Source organism: [Flexibacter] sp. ATCC 35208 (genome assembly GCF_001975825.1).
GTDB lineage: Bacteria > Bacteroidota > Bacteroidia > Chitinophagales > Chitinophagaceae > Chitinophaga.
Genome location: NZ_MTKN01000018.1, coordinates 82778 through 108183, shown reverse-complemented (window position 1 = coordinate 108183; position 25406 = coordinate 82778). Strand labels below are relative to the sequence as shown.

At 44.1% G+C, this 25406-nt stretch carries 19 protein-coding genes and 1 riboswitch; of the genes, 9 read left to right on the top strand and 10 right to left on the bottom strand.

From position 1 onward, the window contains the following. Nucleotides 1–27: 27 nt before the first annotated feature. Nucleotides 28–2475 (bottom strand): AsmA family protein, encoded by a 2448-nt coding sequence (locus BW716_RS13450; RefSeq protein WP_179091122.1) that lies wholly within the window; start codon nucleotides 2473–2475, stop codon nucleotides 28–30. 248 nt (nucleotides 2476–2723) lie between these two features. On the opposite strand from BW716_RS13450, the gene BW716_RS13445 reads away from it, so the two are divergent. After that, the gene (locus BW716_RS13445; RefSeq protein ID WP_083723082.1) at nucleotides 2724–4505 is read left to right on the top strand and encodes a glycoside hydrolase family 15 protein; all 1782 of its coding nucleotides are present in this window, start codon (nucleotides 2724–2726) and stop codon (nucleotides 4503–4505) included. A gap of 221 nt (nucleotides 4506–4726) precedes the next feature. On the opposite strand, the gene BW716_RS13440 is transcribed toward BW716_RS13445, so the two are convergent. From BW716_RS13440 to BW716_RS13425, 3 genes are all read right to left on the bottom strand, one after another. Further along, nucleotides 4727–6901, bottom strand: a complete 2175-nt coding sequence (locus BW716_RS13440) for a bifunctional alpha,alpha-trehalose-phosphate synthase (UDP-forming)/trehalose-phosphatase (protein ID WP_083723081.1) — start codon at nucleotides 6899–6901, stop codon at nucleotides 4727–4729. Between the two features lie 470 nt (nucleotides 6902–7371). Beyond that, on the bottom strand, nucleotides 7372–8319 hold the full coding sequence (locus BW716_RS13430) for an NADP-dependent oxidoreductase (RefSeq protein WP_083723079.1): 948 nt from the start codon (nucleotides 8317–8319) through the stop codon (nucleotides 7372–7374). Nucleotides 8320–8510: 191 nt separating this feature from the next. Then, nucleotides 8511–9773, bottom strand: coding sequence for a voltage-gated chloride channel family protein (locus BW716_RS13425; protein ID WP_083723078.1), 1263 nt, complete (start codon nucleotides 9771–9773; stop codon nucleotides 8511–8513). A 53-nt stretch (nucleotides 9774–9826) separates the two neighbouring features. Next, nucleotides 9827–9900: riboswitch (Fluoride riboswitch) on the bottom strand. Between the two features lie 164 nt (nucleotides 9901–10064). On the opposite strand from BW716_RS13425, the gene BW716_RS13420 reads away from it, so the two are divergent. After that, nucleotides 10065–10886, top strand: a complete 822-nt coding sequence (locus tag BW716_RS13420) for a phosphatase PAP2 family protein (protein ID WP_083723118.1) — start codon at nucleotides 10065–10067, stop codon at nucleotides 10884–10886. A gap of 153 nt (nucleotides 10887–11039) precedes the next feature. On the opposite strand, the gene BW716_RS13415 is transcribed toward BW716_RS13420, so the two are convergent. The 5 genes from BW716_RS13415 to BW716_RS36145 all read right to left on the bottom strand — a co-directional run bounded on the left by BW716_RS13415 (nucleotide 11040) and on the right by BW716_RS36145 (nucleotide 18254). Continuing rightward, nucleotides 11040–11315, bottom strand: coding sequence for a hypothetical protein (locus BW716_RS13415; RefSeq protein WP_083723077.1), 276 nt, complete (start codon nucleotides 11313–11315; stop codon nucleotides 11040–11042). Nucleotides 11316–11852: 537 nt separating this feature from the next. After that, complete coding sequence (locus BW716_RS13410; protein ID WP_083723076.1) at nucleotides 11853–12941, bottom strand: efflux RND transporter periplasmic adaptor subunit; 1089 nt, start codon at nucleotides 12939–12941, stop codon at nucleotides 11853–11855. Between the two features lie 70 nt (nucleotides 12942–13011). Continuing rightward, complete coding sequence (locus tag BW716_RS13405; protein WP_083723075.1) at nucleotides 13012–16209, bottom strand: efflux RND transporter permease subunit; 3198 nt, start codon at nucleotides 16207–16209, stop codon at nucleotides 13012–13014. A gap of 210 nt (nucleotides 16210–16419) precedes the next feature. Next, the gene (locus BW716_RS13400; RefSeq protein WP_083723074.1) at nucleotides 16420–17826 is read right to left on the bottom strand and encodes a TolC family protein; all 1407 of its coding nucleotides are present in this window, start codon (nucleotides 17824–17826) and stop codon (nucleotides 16420–16422) included. Between the two features lie 71 nt (nucleotides 17827–17897). Further along, nucleotides 17898–18254: a hypothetical protein gene (locus BW716_RS36145; protein WP_143708844.1), complete on the bottom strand. Its 357-nt coding sequence runs from the start codon at nucleotides 18252–18254 to the stop codon at nucleotides 17898–17900. Nucleotides 18255–18373: 119 nt separating this feature from the next. On the opposite strand from BW716_RS36145, the gene BW716_RS13395 reads away from it, so the two are divergent. The 3 genes from BW716_RS13395 to BW716_RS13385 all read left to right on the top strand — a co-directional run bounded on the left by BW716_RS13395 (nucleotide 18374) and on the right by BW716_RS13385 (nucleotide 21708). Then, nucleotides 18374–19069 carry a LytTR family DNA-binding domain-containing protein gene (locus tag BW716_RS13395; RefSeq protein ID WP_083723073.1) on the top strand — a complete coding sequence of 232 codons (696 nt, stop codon included), beginning with the start codon at nucleotides 18374–18376 and terminating at the stop codon, nucleotides 19067–19069. Nucleotides 19070–19204: 135 nt separating this feature from the next. After that, entirely contained in the window at nucleotides 19205–19417 is a 213-nt protein-coding gene (locus BW716_RS13390) for a hypothetical protein (protein ID WP_083723072.1), read from the top strand. 95 nt (nucleotides 19418–19512) lie between these two features. After that, nucleotides 19513–21708 (top strand): ATP-binding protein, encoded by a 2196-nt coding sequence (locus tag BW716_RS13385; protein ID WP_083723071.1) that lies wholly within the window; start codon nucleotides 19513–19515, stop codon nucleotides 21706–21708. A 149-nt stretch (nucleotides 21709–21857) separates the two neighbouring features. Here BW716_RS13385 and BW716_RS13380 read toward each other — a convergent pair whose 3' ends face one another. Continuing rightward, nucleotides 21858–22097, bottom strand: coding sequence for a hypothetical protein (locus BW716_RS13380; protein WP_083723070.1), 240 nt, complete (start codon nucleotides 22095–22097; stop codon nucleotides 21858–21860). 267 nt (nucleotides 22098–22364) lie between these two features. Here BW716_RS13380 and BW716_RS13375 point away from each other — a divergent pair, with 267 nt between their 5' ends. The 4 genes from BW716_RS13375 (at nucleotide 22365) to BW716_RS13360 (ending at nucleotide 25366) form a co-directional block, all read left to right on the top strand. Then, nucleotides 22365–22556: a hypothetical protein gene (locus tag BW716_RS13375; protein WP_083723069.1), complete on the top strand. Its 192-nt coding sequence runs from the start codon at nucleotides 22365–22367 to the stop codon at nucleotides 22554–22556. A gap of 235 nt (nucleotides 22557–22791) precedes the next feature. After that, nucleotides 22792–23424: a hypothetical protein gene (locus BW716_RS13370; protein ID WP_083723068.1), complete on the top strand. Its 633-nt coding sequence runs from the start codon at nucleotides 22792–22794 to the stop codon at nucleotides 23422–23424. 53 nt (nucleotides 23425–23477) lie between these two features. After that, a complete protein-coding gene (locus tag BW716_RS13365; RefSeq protein WP_179091120.1) occupies nucleotides 23478–24512 on the top strand; it encodes a sensor histidine kinase in 1035 nt (344 codons plus the stop codon). A 161-nt stretch (nucleotides 24513–24673) separates the two neighbouring features. After that, on the top strand, nucleotides 24674–25366 hold the full coding sequence (locus BW716_RS13360; protein WP_083723066.1) for a LytTR family DNA-binding domain-containing protein: 693 nt from the start codon (nucleotides 24674–24676) through the stop codon (nucleotides 25364–25366). Nucleotides 25367–25406: the final 40 nt, after the last annotated feature.

The following is a 25406-nucleotide window of genomic DNA, read 5'->3' as shown; positions in this document are numbered from 1 at the left end:
TTCCCTTCCCTCAAACGCCGGCTATCCCTAATTTGTTACATCCTTAGCCTCTTCTTTCTTCTTACTCGCTAATTTTATTTTCACTTTGCCATTCCCATCGTCTGTAGCGTGTAGGTGCACCACGATCCCTTTGGTTCTCCGTTTAATTTTTAGTTCCTTGTCATCTATGCCTTCGTCTTTTTTGGGATTGCGCAGCGGCACATCTATGTAAAGGTCCGTACCGGAAGTCATTCCGTAAACCCCTGAAACGTCCATGTAAAGTACACTGGAATTAATTTGCATGGGTGGTACAAGCACCTTGTCTCCTTGTATGGTGAAGTTATTTTTTACATTTTCAAAAGTGATATTGCCCATGTCGCGCTTTCTGAAAGCGATATTGCCGATATCTTCCAGCAGCGAAACATGCACCAGCGCACCCTGTTTCAATTCAAAGCCCATAGTACCATACAGGGATTTGGGAGCAACTTTCCCATTGTCAAATATATTTCCGGAAAGGTTCGCTTTCGCAGTCAGGATCCCTCTCAGGTTTTTCGAATTTAAGGTCTGCATACCGAAATCATCAAAAGCGTAAAACAACTGATCTATGTGTACGTTGTTAATATCCGTATTGATCTTAAAACGGTTATTGTTCCCATCCTGGCGAATGTCTCCGCTCAGCCGGATGGATCCCCCGGCGTGAGACAGGGAGATCTGATTGAGTTTAATATCAGTTTGGGTCAATGAAAGGTCCGCTTTTACCTGTTGAGCTATAAAGCGCTGGTAGATTAACTTATCCACCAGTACATTCAGGTTCACATTACAGGCATTCAGCATCACATCCAGCTGACTGGTGATGCGGGTCATCTTTTTCCGCGCAGCCGCCCTGGTTTGTACCACCTTGTTTCGCCGCGCCAGGAAACCCCGGAATTCATTCAGGTCCACGATAGGACTACGTATTTTCCAGTCGAGCTGTAACTTTTCAGGAGCAGTAAAAAAGAGATTGGTTATATTCAGCACACTGCCCTCCATAAAGAGTTTGCTTTTGGCAGTTTGCACACTGATATTTTTAAGATAAAGGTCCTGCCCGGTAAAATCCAGCCTGGCATTGCAATCAGTAAACTGCAGGTTACGCGGAATGTAGGCCAGGGCACCGTGTAATACTTCTACAGTTCCCTTCAGGAAAGGTTTAATAGTATCGCCGGCAGTGATGCCACCCCTGTAAAAGAGGTTCGCTTTCGCTGTACCGCTGGTAAAATTGAAAACCCCGTCAGCATTGAGATCGGTCAGGGGAAAGTTAGCCCGGAAATAACCGGTCAGCGCCGGGTGTTGCAGATTGGAAATATGTACAGTATCTGCTGTCACCGGAATACTGAAGCAGCGGGTATTCAGGTCGTATAAACTAATAATAGAATTATCATCTCCATGCCCATTGCCCCGTATCCAATCATTGCTGTAACTACCACCGAAACTACATTCCGTTAATTCCAGCCCTTTGGTAGTGACATTGTTATTGGTTGTTTTCCAGATCACTTTCAGTAGCGGAGTTCCTTTTTCTGCCAACCCACCTTTTATCACACATTCTGCATCCAGTGGCTTTTCCATATGAATGCTGTCCAGCCTTTCTTTGATATTCGGTGTGAGCATGGTGGCGACATGCGCCAGAGATAGTTTCTCTGCTATGATATGGATCGTGAAAGCTTTATCATCGCCAAATGAAAAATTCGCACCTACATTCAGGTCCTGTTGATCATCTATCCGCAGTATTTGCTGAGGAATATCCAATACTTTTTTCTTTGTATTGAAATGTAATTCCAAATCTGTAGATAGGTCTTTACCTTTTAAGAAACTTCCCCTGTCTGTATTAAAAGCAAAAGAGTTCACCTTCAGATTCATATCCACATTAGCGGTCCAGCCGGAATCGTTGGTGAGCATACTCCCCTTCAGACGGGCGATATCGAAGTCAAAAGATTTGCCTTTGAGCTGATTATCCAGCACCAGTCTTACATTCTCTAAATTCAGACGGGTAATGTCTGTATTCGTGCTGCTACCTTTAGAGGTCTTTACCGTTTCGTCTTTTTTCTTTAGTACACTGGCATTGGAGTAACCTGTACTATCAGTATATAAATAGATTGTTCCTTTTTTAAGACTGATCTGTTTAATATCGAGTTGTTTTCTCAGCAACGCGAGGGTATTTACCTGTACAAAAAGACGAGACACCTTTACCAGTTCATGATTGTGCTGTGCAAAGAGACTATCCTTCACACTGACGTCATTTAATGAAACTGATACATCAGGGAAACTTTGTACGAGTGAAGGTTCCATATCTCCAATGGACAGCACTCCCCCGTGGAGGCGATCGTTCAGCTGGTCACTGATTTGCTTTAAAATATACGCCTTATGCGTATAAATATAAGCTGCAACGGCCAGCCAAAGCAATAGCAACAGACCTATGAGGCCACTGAAAACAATGATGGTTATACGAAGCCATTTGCGCATATATTCTTTAATATACGAAAAAAAATGCCAAACAGACTGCTTCATTGAATTCTTTACCAATACGATTTAGTTAAAAGCCCTGTCTGCCGGGCAATTTCGCCTCCTAAGCTAATCCGGAAATCCATTGTGGCCAATTCTGTTTCCTCTATTCCTCAATTGTGGAACAGCTTTTGTGTAAAGTAGGATCAATCAGTCAAGAAAGATGTAATTGAATATTATAATACTAAGCCGGAAAAGGAATAAGACTTATGGAAAAACACACCTATCAAACAGGTCTGATCGGTAACTGCGCCTTCCTGGCGCACGTGAACATCAACACCAATATCGACTGGCTTTGCTGGCCTCAGATGGATAGTACCTTCGTGTTCGGAGGCATGCTTGACAAGAAAAAAGGAGGGGAATTCTCGATCCTGCCCGAGGGTGAATACAATAGCCGCCAGTATTATCTTGAAAACACCAACATCCTGGTCACTGAAATTACCAGTGGCGATGGCAAATACAGGATCACTGACTTTGCACCCCGTTTTTATCAGTATGAAAGGTATTTCAAACCACTGATGCTGATCCGTAAGATCACACCACTGGAAGGTAATCCCCGTATCCGGGTCAAATGTGAACCTGTATGCGATTATGGTGGCCGCAAACTCAAAGCACAACGAGGCAGTAACCACATCGAATTCCTTGGATGCGATGAACATATCCGCCTGACCACCAATATTCCGGTGAGCTATCTTTTTGAAGAGGAGTTCTTTGTTTTAAATGAAGAAAAATACCTGCTCCTCTCCTATGGTCAGCCACTGGAGGCACCACTCAATAGTACTGCTGAACGTTTCCTTCGCGAAACAACTGTATACTGGCGTACCTGGATAAAACACTCCAATATCGCCAACTTCTACCAGCCGGCTGTGATCCGTTCCGCGCTGGCACTAAAGATTCACCAATATGAAGATACCGGCGCTATTATCGCCGCCAGTACCACCAGTTTGCCGGAATCTCCGGGCAGCGGGCGTAACTGGGATTACCGTTATTGCTGGCTCAGAGACACATTTTATGTGATAACCGCGCTCAACCATATCGGTCACTTCGAAGAGATGGAAAAATACTTTAGCTATGTGGCAGATATTTCTTTCTCAGGTGATTATCGGTACCAACCTCTTTATGGGATCACAGGCAAAAAGAACCTGATTGAGCAAATACTTCCCCACCTGGACGGTTATCTGGGCAATCAGCCTGTAAGGATCGGCAACCAGGCGTATGAGCATATACAGAACGATATTTATGGTCAGGTGCTCATTTCCATGTTGCCTTTGTATACGGACCACCGGTTTATCTTTTCAGAAAGAAAAGATTCTGCCTGGTGGATAGAATACCTGCTGAAAAAGATAGAGCGGACGATTGATGAAAAGGATGCAGGGATATGGGAGTTCCGCAACTTCGCAAACATCCATTGTTATAGTAATCTCTTCCAGTGGGCGGGTTGTTCTGCGGCAGAAAAGATGGCACGCATCATTGGCAGTAATGATCTCGCCGCACAGGCCACTGCGTTGAAGAATAGAGCTGCGGCGCATATAGAGAGTTGTTATGATCCGATTCGTAAAGTATATACAAATGCAACAGGCAGTTTGCACCTGGATGCAAGTACTTTACAGCTGATTATGATGAACTACCTTGATCCGGCTTCGGACAGGGCAAAAGATCACCTGGCGGCGTTGGAGAAAGAGTTGAAAACACCGAATGGATTATTTTACCGGTATTTGCATTCAGATGATTTTGGGAAACCCAAGACTACGTTCCTCGTATGTGCGTTCTGGTATGTGGAGGCGCTTGCGTGTGTGGGAAGAATAGATGATGCGGTACGGGAGTTTGAAAAGCTGATGCAGTATTCGAATCACTTGTTATTGTTCAGTGAGGATGTGGATGAGACGAATGGTAGTCAGTGGGGAAATTTCCCGCAGGCGTATAGTCATGTAGGGTTGATGAATGCAGCATACAGGATATCGATGAAGTTGGACACACCAATATTTAAATAGTTTATCTTAAGGTTTACAATAATGAAAAAGGCTACAGAGTTCTCTCAGTAGCCTTCTTTATTTTGGGAGCAAATCAGTAGTCTTTTTATTTGAAGCAATCAATAGCCTTCTTTATTTTGAAAGCGGCATTAAAGGGTTGGTGTTGCCAACCCTTTAATGCCGCTCCGCAAGTTTTATTTTTTTGGCGGGCTAATGCCGCAAAAATAATAAAACCTAAATATTTAAACTAGAATCAATGATTTCAAAAACGCTCTCACCTCCCTATGATTCCTCAAATAAAACCTCGCCGACGACACCTGACTACCTACCTTTATCGTCACTGCATCATGTGACAATGCCTTAAAGATATCTTCATCCGTATGATCATCACCAATAGCCAATGTGAAATCAAAATGCCTGTTTGCCAACCATGACATAGTAGCCTTGCCCTTATTGATCTCTACATTCTTTACTTCAATCACTTTATCCCCTGGCAATAATTGCAACCCTTTATCTGCTGCAAAATACCGCAGGGTATTCATCAACTCATTCGCACGCAATTCACCCAAACCAGCTTCCGCCTTGCGATAATGCCACACCAGCGAGAAGCTTTTCTCTTCTATGAACGAACCGGGTGTACGATCTGTAAACGTCTCCAGGATCGGCGCGATATCCCCCTTCCATTGATCCGTCAATCCGGGTAATTGCTGCCATTCCTCACCATATTTCTTCTGAAACGCACCATGTTCTGCAATGAGATCTAATCTCAGATGTCCCAGCCATTCTTCCAGCGTTTGGTATTTACGCCCACTCACCATCACCACCTGATTCAATGGATCAGCTGTCAGTTCTGTCAATAACTGAATGAGGTCCTGATCAGGAGAAGCCAGATCAATATTCGTCTGGAATCCTACCAGTGTACCATCATAGTCGAGGAAGATCACTCTTTCCTTCGCTGCTTTATAATCTTTCCTTACATGCACCTGCATTTCTAGGCTCATTCTTCTCGCCAGCATAGACTGCTGTAGCTGTTTCACTTCCTGTAATCTTGCCATAAATAATTTTACCCAATGTGAAATATTGAACTTAGATACAATCTGCTGCATCTGTTTCATTCTTCTCCGTTGCTCACCTTCCGGCATGTTTAATGCTTCATGAATCGCGCGTGCGATTGCACCGATATTGTTAGGGTTCACAATGAGTGCATCAATGAGCTCTTTGCTGGCGCCTGCCATTTCACTCAGGATCAATACACCATTGCTATCCTTACGGCTGGCAACATATTCCTTACTCACAAGGTTCATACCATCCCGCATCGGAGTCACCAGTCCTACATCTGAAAAGCTGTACAAAGCAGACAGTGTCTCTACCGGGAAACTGCGATAAAAATAATTGATCGGATGCCAGTTCAGTGTACGGAAGCGGGCGTTGATACCGCCTGCCAGCATATCGATAGCGTCTCTCAGTTCTTTGTATTGTGCCACCGAATCTCTCGATGGTACTACGATCATATACAATACGACTTTCTCAATATATTCGGGATACAATTGCAGGAATAATTCAAATGCCTGCAAGCGTTGTAGAATTCCTTTGCTGTAATCCAGTCTGTCAATAGAGAGGACCATGTGTGTACTCTGGAAATTCTCGCGCAGGCTTTCTACCTGTTTGAGTACTTCAGGGTCGAGTGATAACTCTTCAAATTTATTGTTGTCAATACCCATGGGGAATGTCTCTGCCACTACTGCACGGTCGTTCACCGTCACAATATTTGCAGTAGCATTCAATGGAAGCAAACGTGTCACTGCATTGAGGAAATGATGGCTGTCATCAAAGGTATGGAAGCCTAAGAGGTCAGCCCCCAGCATCCCTTCGAGCAGTTCTACACGCCATGGAATAAGACGGAATAATTCAAAAGAAGGGAAAGGAATATGCTGGAAATAACCAATGGCTACATCCGGCGCAGCGGCGCGGATCATGCCTGGAAGTAGTAGTAACTGGTAGTCATGAATCCAGATAATATCTCCGGGTTCTGCAACTTCTAAAACGGCGTCCCTGAATTTTGTATTTACCTGATAATAGTAATCCCAGTATACCTGTTCATAGCGTGCATAAACGGACATATAGTGGAAAACCGGCCACAGTACCTCATTCGAAAATCCTTCATAATAGTTGTTGATTTCATCCTGGGTCAGGTATACCGGCATAAGGTTCATGGTCCCCAGTTGTTGTTTGATTTGCCCCTGTGCTACTTCGTTTACGTCCACGCCGGGCCATCCAATCCAGATGTTATAGCCTTGTCTGTAAATGGACCCCAGCCCTGTAGCCAAACCGCCTTCACTCGGATTCAACACATATTCGCCATCTTTCTCAGTGATCTTTACCGGTAGCCTGTTCGATACAATAATGGTTTTACTCATAATACAGTTTTAGTCAAAAAAATCAATGCCGATTGAAGTATGGAATTCCACACATCAAAAAACGCACCTGAATAGTACGGGAAAATTGAAACCTGTCACAAATGTCAAATAAATGAAGGCCCCGGAGATTGCTAAGTAGAAGCAAGTAAAATGTATGTATGGGGATGTGATAGGTGAGGCGAAGGTACGAATAAATTATTTAATGGGTTTTGCTATAGGTTTTGTTGTAGGTTTTGCTATAGATTTTGCTATGGATTTGGTTGTAGGTTTTCCTCTTACGAAAAAATCGCTTCTGTCTTCTTCAGAAGCGATTTTTTCGCGCCGGCTTATCTGCATTACCTTTGGTCAGCCTGATAAGCTACTAAAGGATAGCGTATATCTATTATAGTTATTATTATAGTTATAATTCTAATTATAGTTATAGTAAACTATAGAATCAGAATTAAAGTTAAATCTTTGATACTTTAGATCTATAATACTATAATCGTTTTCCCCTTACTATTCAGCTTTTTTATCTCAGCCAATGCTGCCGGTGTTTCTTCCAATGTAATTTCCTTTTCAACAGGAATTTTCAATACCCCATTATCTGCCGCATCTGACAATGTATCTAACAATGCGCGATTCCCCTTCAATTCAAAATTACCACCCTGCAATCCCTTCTTCTTCAAATCCTCCTCATTCGCTACAAACGCAGTAGTTAATGCTACACCTCCTTTCTTCACAAGTGATGTCATCTCTTTAAAAGCATCCGGGGAACTGACCATATCAATCAATCCATCTACACCATCCGGATATTTACGCCTGATTTCATCTGCTACTGATACTTTTTTATAATTGATGGTTTCTTTTGCCCCCAGTTCTTTCACTTTGCTCGCGCCAGTTTCATCACTTGCAGTAGCAATTATATAAATCCCCTGCATAGCAGCTAACTGAATTAAAAATAATCCAACACCACCGGTAGCTCCTACTACAAGTAGGATCTGTTCATGCTTCAGACCAGATTTTTCCAACATCTGCAACGCGGTCATACCTGCAGTCGGTATAGCTGCCGCCTGCTTCAAAGGAATGTTCTTAGGGGCTAGTGCCAGCGCCGCTTTTTCAGGCACCACTACATATTCTGCAAAAGTCCCTTCACCTACAGGTGCATGTAAAAACTGACCATAGATGTGATCACCTACCTTGAAGAGTGTCACACCTTCTCCAACTTCTTCCACAATACCCACCGCATCTACGCCAGGTATCATAGGAAAATGATGCGGCATATGCCCATCCAGTATACCATCAATCATCTTGGTATCAAAAGGATTAATACCCGCTGCTACTATCCGTACAACCATACTACCGGGCTTTACGACCGGCTTGGGTTGTTCTGTCAATTCAGGTGTTGCTTTAAATTGGGGAATTGTAATGGCCTTCATATGTTGATTTTAATATGCTGATTTTAGATAGTAATATGCAACAAAAACTCTGCCGGGCCTATATCTTATTCCCATTTCTTTGAAACTCATAATCCCTGCTCAATATAGATCACTGCCGGACAAACACATTATTCCAATCTCTTACAAACTCATAATCCCTGCGCACTATAAATCACTCCCAAACAAACACATTACTCCCATTTCTTTGAAACTCCTACTCGCTGCGCACTATAAATACCTGCATGGCCACTGAAATAATAAGCTGTAAAACATGCCACTGCAAAATACAATGCATTGCTGGTGCCGAATAATTCCACCCCCATGAGGGTACAGGCAATCGGGGTATTGGTAGCCCCTGCAAATACAGCAATAAAACCCAGGCCTGCAAAAAGATCTACAGGTGCACCGATCAATACCGCTATAGTATGCCCTAAGGCCGCTCCTATAAAGAACAACGGTGTCACCTCTCCTCCTTTAAACCCCATGGCCAGTGTGACAGCAGTAAATAACAACTTCCACAACCACGCCCAGTTAGACATTTCCATATCTTTAAATGCATTGACTATGCTCACTCCACCGGGGTCTTTGCTATTTACCCCCAGACCAGTATAATCATCTGTGCCCAGTATCCAGCACATGGCAATGATAATAATACCACCTGCTACTGGTATCAACCAGGCAGGGCGAATAAATTGTGTACTGTATTTTTTGATCTGGTGCATACAGTTGGAGAAAGCAAAACTGGCGAGGCCAAAGGCGATACCAGCCAAAATCACTTTTGCCAGCAACAAATAATCGAATAGCGTTTCTGCCCTGGATAAGATCTGATAATGTGTATGATGAATACCCCAGGCACTGCATACCCAGTCTGCAAATACAGCCGCGATCAGGCAGGGCACCAATGCATCGTATCGGATCACACCTATTGCCAGCACTTCCAGCGCGAAAACGGTACCTGTCAGCGGTGTACCGAATACCGCCCCAAAACCCGCGGCAATCCCTGTCATCAAAAGAATACGCAGGTCTGCCTGTGACAACCGCATCCATTTGCCCAACAAACCAGCCATGCTACCGCCTATCTGTACAGCTGTACCTTCACGGCCTGCAGAGCCGCCGAATAAATGTGTAAGAATTGTTGTGATCAATACCAGTGGCGCCATTCTGGCTGGTACCCCACCGCCTGGTTCATGGATTTCATCCATAATGAGGTTATTCCCTTTTTCTGAAGTACCGCCGAGCTTATTGTACAGGAAATAGATCCCGATACCCGCAATAGGCAGTAAGTACAATAACCATGGATGTTCCCAGCGAAAATGTGTAACATAGTCTAATAGCCAGAGGAATAGAGCTACCAGTGAACCGACTACCAGTGCAACAGGAATAATAATAACAGTCCAGCGAATGAGCTGGTAAGCAATTGTGAATTGTTCTAAAGATTTGTTAAATTTCATCATGTTCCTACAAATATATAAATAGAACTGCTCGCTTGTATCGGCAGAATTATACACTATTTGTAGGCGCCATCAGACCCGAAGAATACGGGACAGTTCTGTGCAGGAAGACACCATTTCCTGGTTGTGCATGCAAATATACAAAAATTATTCAAACGTTTGTTTAGCAAAACCAGCCACGAACGTGTGATCCATGTGATTAAAATATTTTTTACCTTCAGAATCTCTACAGAATCTTTTTTTTGTTTTGTAGTATATATTCAACATTACGTTACTACCGCTAATCTGTATTGGATGAAAGTGAATTCTTTATGCCTACAACTGTTATTGCCGTTCGTTATAATAACCGGGGCCCACGCCCAACAAATTACAGTCGACTCGGCTGCTATACAAGTTAAAAAGGATACGTCCTTTTTAAAGCTCTTCAGGGGAACAAAAAAATATCAATGCTCCATCGCCAGCGTAGTTGTACCGGCAGCTATGCTTGGCTATGGAATCGCTACTTTTGAATATGGACCGCTCCGTAGCCTCGATCATACCACCAAAAACGAAATCAGGGAGGATAATTCTACTTTCCATACCAAAATAGACGACTGGTTGCGATATACACCAGCACTGAGCGTATACGCACTGAATGCAATGGGCATCCAGGGTGCACATAATTTCCGTGACCGGACTATCATTCTCGGTATTTCCAGCCTCCTGATGATGGGAACCGTAGGTGGGGTGAAAACATTATCTCACCGGCAGCGTCCGGATGGAAGTACTTTTAACTCCTTTCCTTCCGGTCATACCGCCACTTCATTTATGGGAGCAGAATTTATGAGACAGGAGTACAAAGATGTCAGTCCGTGGTATGGGGTCTATGGATATGCTGTAGCGACTGCCACCGGCGTACTTCGTATGTATAATAACCGCCACTGGCTCAGCGATGTTGTAGCAGGGGCTGGTCTCGGTATATTAAGTGCAAAGGCTGCTTATTGGGTATTCCCGAAAATGGAAAAGGTTTGGGCTAAGAAAGAGGGCAAAAATAGTATGCATCCTATTGCGATGCCTACTTACAGCCCGGATACGAAATCTGTTGGGATAAGTGTGGTGTTCTTTCCGGGTAGTTAAATGTGATTGCGGAGCTGAAGCCCATGAGCCTTCTATCCTTACGGGTATCTTAACAGGTACTATCAGCCATAAGCCTTGTAGCTTTACAGGTTTTCTAAAAATAATCCAGGTGCTACCAGCCCATGAGCCAGTAACAAAATTTCTTACTTAGAGTTAGAAATTTACCTGCATACACCAGACAAACAACTTAGTCGTTTCAAATCCGCCAATAATCCAAAAAACAAAAAGGGAGCCACTGTCAGGCCCCCTTTTTTTTTTCTCATCAGCGATATCTTTCTGATCATACTCACTCTCGTCATATCCTTCCAGCAAGTGGTTCTGATCATCATCATAATCCTTTTTTGCGGTTGTCTTTGCTTTTGGCGCCACTTCTACATTTTCTCTCTTCACTTCTTTAATCTTCCGCTTCAGGTTTGTTGATTTTTTCATAATACACCTTTTAGGAAGTATATCACAAAAATGCTGCCTACCTGATATTCATCCCCCAACCTGTTGATCATTTCCTTCCTGACATACATCTCTGGCTATTCATCCCCAACTTGTTGATCTTCTCCTTCCTGACATACATCTCCTCCTATTCACTTCCTACCTATTGATCATCTCCTTCTTGACATACATCTCCTGCTATTCACTTCCAACCTGTTAATCATCTCCTTCCTGACATACATCTCCTGCTATTCATCCCCAACCTGTTAATCATCTCCTTCCTGACATACATCTCCTGCTATTCACTTCCTACCCGTTGATCATCTCCTTCCTGACATACATCTCCTCCTATTCACTTCCTACCTGTTGATCATCTCCTTCCTGACATACATCTCCTGCTATTCACTTCCTACCCGTTGATCATTTCCTTCCTGACATACATCTCCTCCTATTCATCCCCAACCTGTTAATCATCTCCTGCTATTCATCTCATACATAACAACACTTCTTATTGTCATCCCAATACCGCCGATGAGCCCACTAATCAATACTCGTATTCTCCTTTATATCATCCGTAGCCGGTGCAATCACCTTATCCCCCGCCTGCAGCGAACCAAACACTTCCGTAGAATCATTGTGATGATTCCCCTCCTGCACATCTACCCAATGTGTAATCCCACTCCTCACCGCAATCACATACTTCTTTTCTGTAGAAGTTACAATCGCCGTAGCAGGCACGACCATCGCCTGTCGGCTCCCACTCACCGGAATCGTAATCTCTGCATACATCCCCGGTTTCAAGGTATGATTCGGATTATATACATCCACTTCCACCGCCTCTGAACGGAAACGATCATTTAATGACCCCGCCTGACGACTAATGCTACCTGTAAACTCCTTGCCTGGCAAAGCATTTACACGGAATGTAACGTTCTGCCCATCTGTCAGCTGTGCACTATAAATTTCTGGTACCTGTACGATCAGACGCAAACGATCTTCCTGCTCCAACATCAGCATAGGCCGGCCATCAATACTGGTCGTAGGCCCCACCAGTGCACCCGGGTGTACATTACGCTCGGTGATCACCCCATCAAAAGGAGCTGTCACCTGCAGATAACTCCTCGTTGCTTCCAGTGCCCTGAAATTCGCCAGCTGACTATTCACAATAGCACTATCCGCCATCATTTTTGCCCCGGACACTTCCAGATCATGTGGAGAAATTGTACCCGGTGTAGCACTTACTGCCATCGTACGTTCGTAGTTATCTTTCGATGCAGCATAGTCTGCTTTTGCCTGCAACCATTTCGCCTGTGCCGCATAGTATTGCTGTATCACCTCCGGTGCATCCAGCTCCAGCAGCATCTGTCCTTTCCTCACCACAGATCCTCTATCTACCATTACACTCTTCACAAATCCATTTGCACGTGGATAGATACTCACTTTCTGATAAGCATCCAGTACAGCAGGCAGCTGGATACTGGATGATAACGGCTCTTGTACCACCGTTGAAAAAGTATATTGACTACCGTGATGATTCTCTTCTTTCTTCTTTTTCGATGCAGCCTCCCGGCAAGCTGCCAGCATGGTGACTGCGGTACATATGATAACGATTCTATGTTGATTATTCATGGTCTGTAGTTTAGTGTTTTGTAATTGTAGTTTGCATCATGTGTGCTGTAGTTTTAGTTTGCGCTGAGTGTTATTCACTTCCCTCCGGCATCAGCGAAACCGCCTCAAAAGTCGTCCTGCGTTGCATACGCGCATACACCAATGGCAATATGAATAACGCTGCTATCGTAGAAGCAATCAATCCCCCAATCACCGCTCTCCCCAAAGGCGCCGTCTGATCTCCTGACTCCCCCATACCAGATGCCATCGGTACCATACCCGCGATCATAGCAAGACTCGTCATCAAAATCGGACGCAAACGAATTCCCGCACTCACAATCCCCGCCTTATACGCATCCCTGTAATCAATACGCAACTTCTCTGCATTCGTTACTATCAGGATCGCATTCGCTACAGATACACCTGTAGACATGATCATCCCCATATAAGATTGCAAATTCAGTGTAGACCCTGTAAGCAACAACATCAGCAGTGCTCCTGCTATTACCGCTGGCACCGTCACCAATACCACAAAGCTCAGTCTGAACGACTGATAATTAGCCGCCAGCAAAAGGAAGATCACCAGGACCGCCAGCATTAACCCATTCTGCAAACCATTCAATGTATCTGTCAGCAAACTCGAACTACCCTGTACATCCGCTATCAGACCACGTGGCGGAGGTCCCATCTCATCGATCTCATGCTGCACCGCTTTAGTCGCAGCCCCCAGATCAATGTTGGATATATTCGCACTCACCGTCAGGTAACGACGGGGACCAGAACGATCATATTCCCCCGGCACTTCGCTGGTACTAAAACTCGCCACATCTCCCAATACAGGTCTCGCCTGCCCGCGTACCAGTGGAATCTCCTGCAGGTCACTGATCGCCTGCATACTATATTCCGGGATCTGCACCTGCACCTGATACGTGTAAGCACCTTTCTCATCCAGCCACTGGTTCTTTTCAGAGAACCGGCTACTGGATGTAGACGCTGTTACAGAGCGGGCTACCTGATACACATTCAATCCCATCTGCGCCACTTTGAACCTGTCTACATTGATCTTGATCACAGGATAATGCAGGGGTTGTACTATCTGCACATCACGCAAAAACGAAATATTCTTCAATCTGTTCGTAAGCGTAGTCGCATACTTCTGGATCTGCTGCATATCCTTGCCTGCTACTCTTACTTCAATCGGTGTTGAAGCACCCTGCGCCATGATCTTCTCCGTCATATCGATCGGCTCAAATGATAACCGCAATTGCGGAAACTTCGCTGTTATCCGCTCACGCAACGTATCTTTCAGCGCTTCTATGTTTACTTTATAATCCTCATTCAGGTTCACCTGCAATACAGCTTCGTGTGTACCTGCATTAAATACATACAGGTTACTGGAACCATAGCTGGAAGGGATCAGCCCTACATAAGCAGAACTGATTTCCACATTACCATCCGTGACCTGATCAATGATGTTAAGCACCTGGTGTACCTTTTCTTCTGTTCTTTCCAGTCGGGTACCATCTGGCTCTTTGATACGGAGCTGGAATTGTCCTGTATTAATATGTGGCATCAGGTCTTTACCAATTACCACATAGGCAGTACCCGCTGCGCCAAAGGCAATTACTAAATACAAACCGATCACCAATGATGAACGTTTTCCAAGCCATTCCAACACCCGCATAAACCACGCTTTGAATTTCTCAAAGCCACTCAGTTTTTCAGGATGCGATTGCTGCTCCTGCATATGATCATTCACTTCTTTCACCTCTTCCTTATCCAATGCCAGCCCCGCATGTGCATGCTGGTACTTCTCCGCCCTGAGCCACCAGTTGGAAATAACAGGTACCAATGTTTGCGCTATAAAGAACGAGGCAATCATTGCAAAACCAATGGACAACGACAGTGGCAGGAACATGGCCTTCGGCACACCCGACATTATAAAGGAAGGCGCAAACACGGCGAGGATACACAACAGGATCAACAGCAAAGGAAACGCGATCTCTTCACAAGCCTCATATATCGCCTGCTTCTTTGGCTTGCCCATTTCCAGGTGCTGGTGAATATTCTCAATCGTCACCGTGGCCTGATCCACGAGTACCCCGATGGCCAGCGCCAATCCAGACAATGTCATCAGGTTAATGGTTTGTCCGGTGAGATATAAACCAAACACCGCAGACAATATTGCTATAGGTATCGTGATCACTACAACCATACAACTCCTTAAATCACGCAGAAAGAGCAATACCATCAGGCCTGTTAGTATCGCACCCAGTATACCTTCTGTCATCAGGCCTTTCACGGCATTGATCACGGCTACTGACTGGTCAAATTCATAGGTGATTTTTGTATCTTCCGGCAAGAGGTTCTGCATCTCCGGCAACTTTGCTTTCAGTTGTTTTACCACTTCCCAGGTAGACGCATCCGGGGTCTTTACAACCGGCATGTATACAGAACGTTTTCCATTCACCAGTGCATAATCCACCGTTACATCCGCACCATCTGATACCGTCGCTATATCCTTTACAAACACAGTGGAGTTACCATTCGTCGATATAGGAATATCTCCAAAATCAGTCACCTGTTCTTCCAGTGAGTTGATGGTAGTGAGGAACATTTTATTATTAATACGGATATTTCCTGAAGGGCTCATCGCATTGTTACGCGCAATGGCTTCCACCACCTGATCCGCACTCAGATTGTAACTACGCAGCCTGTCAGGATTTACGTTCACAACTACAGAACGGGCATTCGCACCAAATGGTGGCGAGGCAGACAAACCCGGTACGGTGGCAAACATCGGCCTGATACGGGTGGTCGCCATATCGTAAATATCTTTTAGCGGACGTGTCTGAGAACTGAATACCAGTTCACCCACAGGCAGTGAAGACGCATCGAAACGAATGACCTGTGGCGGTGCAGCACCCGGAGGAAAGAAGTTCATAGCACGGCTTACCTGCAGCGCTACCTGTGCCGAAGCCTCCCCCATGTCAGTACCTTCGTAAAAGGTGAGCTTGATCATGCTGAGACCCTGGATATTTTTACTGCTGATATTTTTAATACCATTCACATACAGAAACTGATCCTGTAAGCGGGTGGCAAAGAAACCTTCCATCTGCTGGGCTGACATACCTCCATATGGTTCTATCACATAGATAGTCGGCTGGTTCAGCTTCGGGAAGATATCGATGGGAATATTGATAACTGCCAGTATAGAAAAAAGGAACACGCCCAGTGTCAGTACGACAACCGAGATTGGCTTTTTTAAGGCAGTAGAGACTAATGACATATGTTACATTTTAGGTGTAGCCCTCTTAAGAGGGTGATAAAAATTTTGGCCTTTTCAGTGCGGAAATAAAAGTTTCACATTCTCAATACTGAATCAGGAGTTTCTTTCTTCTCAGACCAGAATAAAACCTTTCACTTCTCAACCCGAAATCAAAAGTTCTCCCTTCTCACAACATTAAAACCCTTCCCCTCCTCAATTCGAAAATGAGTCTTATTCCACCCTCGCCGCTTCCAGCTGCTGTACCAGCACTTGTATTGAATTCGTCGCAAACGCCTCCATAAAAAGCGATTGCCATGCATCATGGCGCGTCTGTATCAGATCATTCTCCGCACGGTTCAACACATAAAGTGCATTCGTCACATCAATAATGTTTGTCAACCCACCCTTATACAACGCCATTTTCTGAGCCGCCGCTGCTCTTGCCGCATTCAGCTGTGCCGGCATTTCATTCAATTTGTCTACCGCCGTATGAATATTCACCCTGGCCTGATTCAGCTGGTTATCCAACAGCGCATGCGACGATTCGAGCTGATTGGCCGCAGCCCGGGTACGTACATATTGCTCTCTCATTTTATCCCTTGTATGAAAAATGTCCGTCACATTATAAGTGATCCCGATCCCTGCCAGGTAGTTGTAACGATTGTACCCAAAACCACTGGCTAAATTCTGGTACTCATCATTGCTATTAATACTGGAACCTCTGGCCCATCCCGCTGCCATCACTATCACTTTTGGCATAGCCGTTTTACGGATCACCTGTTCGTGTTTTTGATTTTGTGTAAGCAGCGCATTGTAATAAACCAGTGCCGGATGTGTTTGCTCTACGGTAGCCGTATCGGACTGAGCCAGCAATATCTGCGGCAATCCTTTGTCATACAGGGTGTCTGGTACAATGGCCGTGCTGTCCAAACCTGTCAGACTGGCCAGGTGCATGCGCACCTTATTATACCCATTCTGGAAATCGATATAGTTCAGCCTGGCTTTTGACAGCTCTGCTGCTGCAATTGCACTATCCACCCCCGGTTTCAAACCATGCAATACAATCGAAGTCACCGCCTTTGACACCGATCTTGTACGTTCTATATTGTCTGCCTGAATACGCATCAGGTTATAATATTCTAACATAGACAGGTAGTCCTGGATCACTGACACAGTCAGATCGTTTGCCGTGATACCGGCATCGGCACCTGCTACCTGTTGTTGTTGCCTGGCTTCGTCCTTCCGTACTTTGTACAACCCGAAGTTGTAGACCTCCCATTGCAGTTGTGCCATACCTACATTGCCGGATACCGCCTGTAAGCTGTTGGCATCCCGGATACCGCCGGATGTAGAAGGAATAATGCTCATGGGAAAATAAGAACCATACACACCATTGTCAGTGCCCACGGTGGCTTCTTCCACCAGCTTCAGGTTAGGCCACCATTCATGCTTTACATCAGTTGTGTGCGCGGCCGCTGCATTGGAGATGGTATTCTTGACCTTCAGTGAAGGATAATTCTGCAGGGTCATATCAATGGCCTGCTTCAACGGTAATGTTTGTGCAAAGCAATGCGTGCCTATGCCAGCCAACAGGCATAGCAAAACCGCACATCGCCTTACAGTAATGTTCACATACATAACTGCGCGAAATGTTAATGCGCTGCAATAGCGCGTCAATAAGTAATTAAAGGAAATGCGTTATATGGAAATTATGCCATTGGAGGCCCTCGCCAGTCGCTGAGCGAAACGGAAACACTGATGATAGATGCAGCGAATCCTTTGTAGTGGGGATGTATATAAACAAACAGTGGCTTGATCCTGATACTGGAAACGATCAGGAAAAATTCATTAAAATCAATCAACCCACGGTTGCGTAAATTGAATTTATTGCCAGTAGCTGCCTTGTAATGCTGATTCCTGCAAAGGGAATGAAAATGACTGGTAGTAGTATAACTGAGTAACTGCGGCTGATCATGCGGAGAAGTGTATTCCCCGGATATTCCCCCGTATACGAACGGAAGAAATATGCATGATAATATAAGGATGAGCCTTTGCAGCTGTTTCAATTGAGACCTGATTTAGAATATGCAAGATATTTATTACATTTTAATTATAATAATCTCTCATCAAGTTTTAAGCAAATTATAATATAGCCTGTACTATTGAAAGCCCTTATATTTGCCCAATGAATTGCCTTATTGTAGACGACAATAAGCTGGCCCGCACTGCAATGAAACAATTGGCCAGCCACGTTGAACAACTGCATGTACTGGGCGAATGTGCCAGTGCCATCGAAGCCTATAATGTACTGCAAAAAGAAAAAGTAGACCTGCTCCTCCTCGACATCGAAATGCCGGGCATGAGCGGATTGGAACTAACCCGTAACCTGGGTAAGAAAGGTCCGATCATCATCTTTACCACTGTCAAGAAAGATTATGCCGTAGAAGCATTTGAACTGAACGTTGCAGACTACCTAATCAAACCGGTAAGTCCTGCCCGTTTCATTCAGGCCATCGACAAGGCGAAGGAGATCTGTGAAAGCACGGTACAGGAAGTCCAGAGCACAGACAATGAATTTGTCTTTATCCGGGACAATGGGGTGCTCAAAAGGATCCGCATAGATGAGATCCTCTACCTCGAAGCCATGGGCGATTATGTAAAACTACATACCGTTCAGAAGTTTCACGCCATCCATACCACCCTCAAAGCGGTAGAAGAGAAACTGCCCGCCGGCAAATTTATGCGTGTGCATCGCTCCTACATAGTGGCGCTGGACAAAATAGAGTCGATTGAAGACGGTACCATCATCATACATAAAAACGCTGTACCCGTGGCAGATGCCTACAGATCAGCGCTTAACAGTAAATTAAACCTGTTGTAAATACCTCCACCGACAGTTTTTCCTTTTTGACCGACGGCTAATGCCTGTTAACCCAAATCGAAATGACAGGTGGTCATCCCGGATGTACCTTTAGGTCATCAAACAAATTGATCACAAATAATAAAAACAACTGTCATGAAAAAGATAACAATGCTGATGGCCGCTGCCATGATGCTGGTAGGTACCGCCACTTTTGCAAACAACACTGTTAAAACTGCAAAAGCTACAAAGACTGCTCAACAGGCTGAAAAACCTGCTACTGAAAAGAAAGCGCACAAAGGTCATAAGAAACATCACCACAAGAAAGCAGCAGGTGCAGCAGCTAAGCCAGCTCCAGCTACCAAATAGTTTTTTAGTGGACATCTTTACAATACGATCGCTTCTGCCCAAGGCAGAAGCGATCGTTTGTGGAGAAAAATTGTACCTTGTATCATCAACGATATATGCAGCCTAAACATCTGAAATACTATTTACTTGGCGTGTTTATTTCAGGGATGATCCTGTTTATAGTACTCCAGTTCAATTCCTCGCAGAACATCCGCAAGCTGATCTCAGGAAATGAACAGTTGCTGAATGAACTGAACGTAAAGAATGAGCTGCAAAAACTCCAGACCAGTATAGCAAGGACCGACAGTAAAGTAAGAGGTACCGTTATCTCCCAGGACACATTGAATATTACCGGCATAGAAGCCGACGTAGCCCTTATCAAAGCCGACCTCAACGAAATTAATAAGCTCGTCATCAGCGACAGTACAGAGAAACTGCTGACCCAGCTAAACTACCTGGTAGAAGAAAAAAACCGTTTCAACGTCACCGTACTCGACTCTTTTTATACACACGGCAAATGGTCTGCTGAACGGCTCATCAACGCGCAGAAAGGAAAACGCCTTGGCGAAGCCATCGGCGTTATTTTGCATCAACTGGACAGTACCCGGCAGACAGAAGTAAACCGTACCGTACGACTCATCGATACCAGCGGACAGCGTGCGCAAAACTGGGGCTCGGTCATGATGATCTTTGCCTGCATCAGCAGCCTGCTCGCTTTTTTATATATTACCACACGCATTCATAAACAGGAACAACTCATCGAAGCACTGGACAAATCACAGCAACAGGAAAAGAAACTGGCTGCTATCAAAGAACAGTTCCTCGCTAACATGAGCCATGAGATCCGAACGCCCATGAATGCCGTACTTGGTTTTACACACCTGCTACAACAGCAACCCCTGAATGAAAAAGGAAGGGAATATGTCGCCGCCATCGAAAATGCCGGCGAAAACCTGTTGGAAATCATCAACGACATTCTCGATATTTCTAAAATAGAATCAGGCATGATGCGGCTGGAACCAGTCTCGTTCAGCCTGCGCGGGGTATTGCACGGCGTGCAGACCATGTTCCGCCTGAAAGCTGAAGAGAAGAAACTGGCCTTTAATGTAACCATCGATGACAATGTACCTGATATTCTGTACGGCGACGTCGTTCGGCTTACACAGGTATTGGTGAACCTCGCTAACAACGCGATCAAGTTCACCAACCAGGGGCATGTAAATATCATGATCAATCGGCTGGGAGAAAATGAACACACAGTACGTGTACTGTTTGCAGTGAGTGATACCGGTATTGGTATTGCCCCCGATAAACTACCCGCTATCTTTGACCGCTTTAACCAGGCAGAAGCCGATACGACCCGTAAATATGGTGGTACCGGCCTGGGATTGACCATCGTAAAACAACTGGTAGAACTGCAACATGGCGCACTCACCGTAGAAAGTGAACCCGGCAAAGGCAGCACCTTTATGGTAGAACTACCTTATGCACACGGAGAATTACTGCCTGAAAACGGGGAATCCATTAATGAGAATTTTTTCTCTTCTCTGCATGCAGATGTAAAACTGCTGGTAGCAGAAGACAATAAAATGAATCAGGACCTGCTGAAACACCTGCTGGGCAACCGGCAGCTGCATTATCAACTGGTCACAAACGGACAGGATGTGCTAAATGCCCTGACCAAAGGACATTATGATATGGTGCTGATGGATATCCAGATGCCGGAGATGGATGGGTACACCGCTGCCCGCAAAATCAGGCAGGAACTGCATTCCAACATTCCCATCATTGCCATGACAGCACATGCTATGGCTGGGGAAAGGGAGAAATGCCTGCAGGCAGGGATGAATGAATACCTCTCTAAACCGATCCGGGAAGAAGAATTATTCAGATTGATCCAGATCTTTACGGGTAAGTTCAGTCCTCCTGAGGTACATACTGCCCTTAACGGCCATTTCCAACCGCATGACGGACCTTTGGTACAATTACAATATCTGAAGACGCTGAGTAAGGGAGATACGGAATTTGAGCATGCTATGCTGCAACAATTCGTGACACAATTACCTGAAGATCTCGGGGCATTGAAAAAAGCCATTCAGGCTGAGGATGTGGCGGCCATCCGGAGTACGGCGCATAACCTGAAGACAACCATTTCCTTTATCGGATTGGATGGTATTTTATATCCTATTTTGGACCCATTGGAGTCACTGGACACTAACTCCTATCAGCCCGCGCTGGTAGCAGAAAAATTTGCCACACTGCGCGAGCTGAGTCTGAAGGCCATGGAAGAAACCATGGCTATCCTGTTATAGATGATTTTAACCTTTCCATCAGGGGTAATATCTCCACGATTACGATCCCGCACCATCCGGCCAGCAAGAAATTTTAACTGCAAAACAGGGTAATATCTCCCTCCATATAGTCACAGGTAAGCTTAGCTCCCTGTTTATCGTCTATTGTCTTATGAAGCCACGCCTGACCAGGTCTTGCTCGTACCATCGTAGGTGACATGAGCCAGGTAACGGTAAGTCCTGTTTTGATTAGGTATAGCATCAAAGGAACGCTCCTGTATAATATATAAGGAGAGCAAAATAGCAATGGTGAGGCCCATAGCCAGACCAAAGATATTTAAGACGCTAAACAGCCTGTTATGAGCCAGATTGAGCCAGGCAATTTTAATGGAATTTGTAATCATAGTCATGTGGAAAATGGCGTGTAATAAGTATCACGAACTACGCCAAAATCACAAACTACTGATATACAAAAGATTGAAAACGGGTACTACAGGAAAAGTATTCAACTTCGAACACCTGTTGTAATAATGCGAACACGTTAACACCCAATTTCCCTTTTTCAACGACACTTCGGCCTCATTCACCGAAACCGAAGGTTAAAGCGGGTCTATCAGGCTTAATTTTACGTCAGAAACTACAAACAAACAATTCAAAATTATTTAAAAACAAAGATCATGAACATCAAGAAAAGTCTTATTGTAGCTGCAGTATTTATGAGTGTTAGCGCTATCACTTTTGCACAGACTCCAGCTGCAAAACCAGCTAAGAAAGAAAAAGCAAAAACTGAAAAGCCAGCTGCTGACACTACAAAAGCTCACAAAGCACACAAAGCAGCTGCTACTGCAACTCCTAAAAAAGGTGCATAATCTAGCCAAGACACAAAAAGTCTTTCAGGGAGCTGGCCTTAGGGCCAGCTTTTTGTATTTTATAGCTACCCTAAGGGTAGATTAGTTCCCCAACCACCCTGATTCACTTGCACCGAAATTCCTCCTAATCTTACGTTTACCCCCCTTTTTCCTACGTTGATCGGTATTATTTCCTGAAAATTTCAGTTCGTATTTCCTTTACATAAAGATTATTACTAACTTAAATTTTTACCGCATGAAAACTAAGTGGATTTTCCTCGTTATAATACTGTTCTTTGCAGTGGTCATTTTTCAGGGATGCATTGCTTCCCTCCATCCGTTGTATACTGACAAAGACCTCGTCTTTGATAAGCGCCTGCTGGGTACATGGCATACCAGCGACCGTAATGAATCATGGACACTGGAAAACCTGATGGAAAAAGAACTGGCTCCTTATAAAGACCCTAAGGAGAGAAAGGAGAAGGAAACCTTCAAAAGCGTCTTTATCAATAAGAATAGTTACGCCCTTACATATATTCAAAATGGCGAAAAAGCCGAATTCCTGTTTAATCTCGTCAAACTGGGCACCCACTACTTCGTAGACCTCTATCCCGGCGAATTGCATGAAAAGAACGAGTTGCTGAAGAATCATTATTTGCCGGTGCACTCTTATGCTAAGATTCAGATTGACAATAATGGTTTTGAGTTGAATTATCTCAATACGGACCTGATTTATAAATTACTGAATGAGAATAAGATCAGGATTAAACATGAGTCTTTAGAATTTGAGAATGTAATCACCGCATCTACGGATGAATTGCAAAAATTCGTAGTCAAGTTCGCGGATAATAAAGAGTTCTTTAATGATCCGATAAAATTTAAGCACTAGGATGATTCTCATGATTTAATGACCCAATAAACCTAAACACTGGCATGATCGTCATGAAGAACTTAATCCTTCGCATTTTTCAAAACAGGATATTACAGCATATCCTGTTTTGGTGCTTATCTTACTATTGCCTGTTAATCTTCTTTTCCCCCGGCCCTCCGGAACGAATAGACATGATCTATACAGCCGCTTTCCATTTGCCATTAGTAATAGCTGTCTATATCAATCTCGGACTGCTCATTCCAATATTATTAAGAAAGGGAAGATATGTAATTTACCTCCTGTCTTTAGTAGCTTTAATGGGTGTCGCGGCTGGTTTGAATATCTTTCTTTTTAATGTGGTGATTGACTACCTTGTTCCCAGCTACTTCTTTGTTGCTTATTATAATTTCCCCGAACTGCTCCTTTTCGCAATTATACACCTTGGACTCACTACTTTAATTAAATTATCAAGGGGATGGTTCAGGTTACTCGAATCAGAAAACCAGCTGATTCGCCTGCAAAATGAAAAATCAGATACGGAACTGAAGTTTCTTAAAACACAGGTGAATCCGCATTTTTTATTCAATAGCCTGAATAGTATCTATTCCTTGTCGCTAAAAAAAGACAATCAGGCGCCTGCGGCTATCCTGAAACTGGCGGAAGTAATGCGGTATATGATTTATGAAACAGATGGAGATTTTGTACTGTTGGAAAATGAAATCAATTACCTGAAGAATTACATTGCATTGCAACAATTAAGGAATGGGGGTAATGTAAATGTTACATTTGAAATAAAGGGCGATCCGGCTCAACAACAGGTGGCCCCGTTTATATTTATTGTATTCGTGGAGAATGCATTTAAGCATGGAAAGGCATTTATAAAAATTGAGATTGAAATAAACCTGAACGATCATTTGTTGCTGTTGAATGTAACAAATGATAAAGGAATGCTGGATGATCCGGAACCGTTTGATTTTAAAGGGTTGGGGTTGGATAATGTAAAGAAAAGATTGGAGTTATTGTACCCAAAAGATCATCGCCTGCTGATTAGGGAGGAAACAGATTTGTATCATGTACAACTACGGATAGATTTATTAAATTCCTGACAGCATGAAAACAAAGCAGCTCATTACAAATAGCAAAGCCAATCTACAGAATGCCCACTTATACTTTGACTTTAAATCTATGACAGCATGAAAATCAGATGCCTTGTTACAATCTACATAACACCCACTTATATACTTTGACCCTTTAAAATCCTGACAGCATGAAAATCAGATGCCTCATTATAGATGACGAAACACTGGCACAGGACATCATTGAATCCTACATCAGGGAATTCCCCCTCATTGACCTCGTCAAAAAATGCAACAACGCCATCGAAGCGCTGGAAGCCCTCCAACAGGAAGATAATATCCAACTACTCTTCCTCGATATCAAAATGCCAGGTTTGTCAGGCATCAACATGTTAAAATCCATCCCCTATCCACCGTGCATTATATTCACCACCGCCTACCCACAGCATGCGGTTGAAGGGTTTGAACTCAATGCCGTAGATTACCTTGTAAAACCCTTCTCCTTTGAACGGTTTATGCTCGCTGTAAACAAAGTAAGGCATAAGATCGAACTGGAAAACCGATCTGGTACCGCACAGGGGTACTTTACAGTAAAAGCTGATAAAAGGATCCACAAATTAAACTTTGAAGACGTCACTTATTTTAATTCTATCGGGGATTATCTGAAGATATTTCTAAAAAACGGGAAGGTGATCATCACCAGTGAAACCCTGAAAAATATAGCTGAAAGCCTGCCTTCCAACCTGTTTTTAAGGATTCATAAATCCTACCTTGTGGCGGTCAGGTCCATCCTGTATATAGAAGGAAATCAACTGGTGATAGAAGGCGCCAGCCTGCCCATTGGGTTAAAATATAAAGATCAGGTGATCGATAGATTTGCCTGATGCAAAGGGAATGGGTTAATTCTTTTAAACCAACAAATGA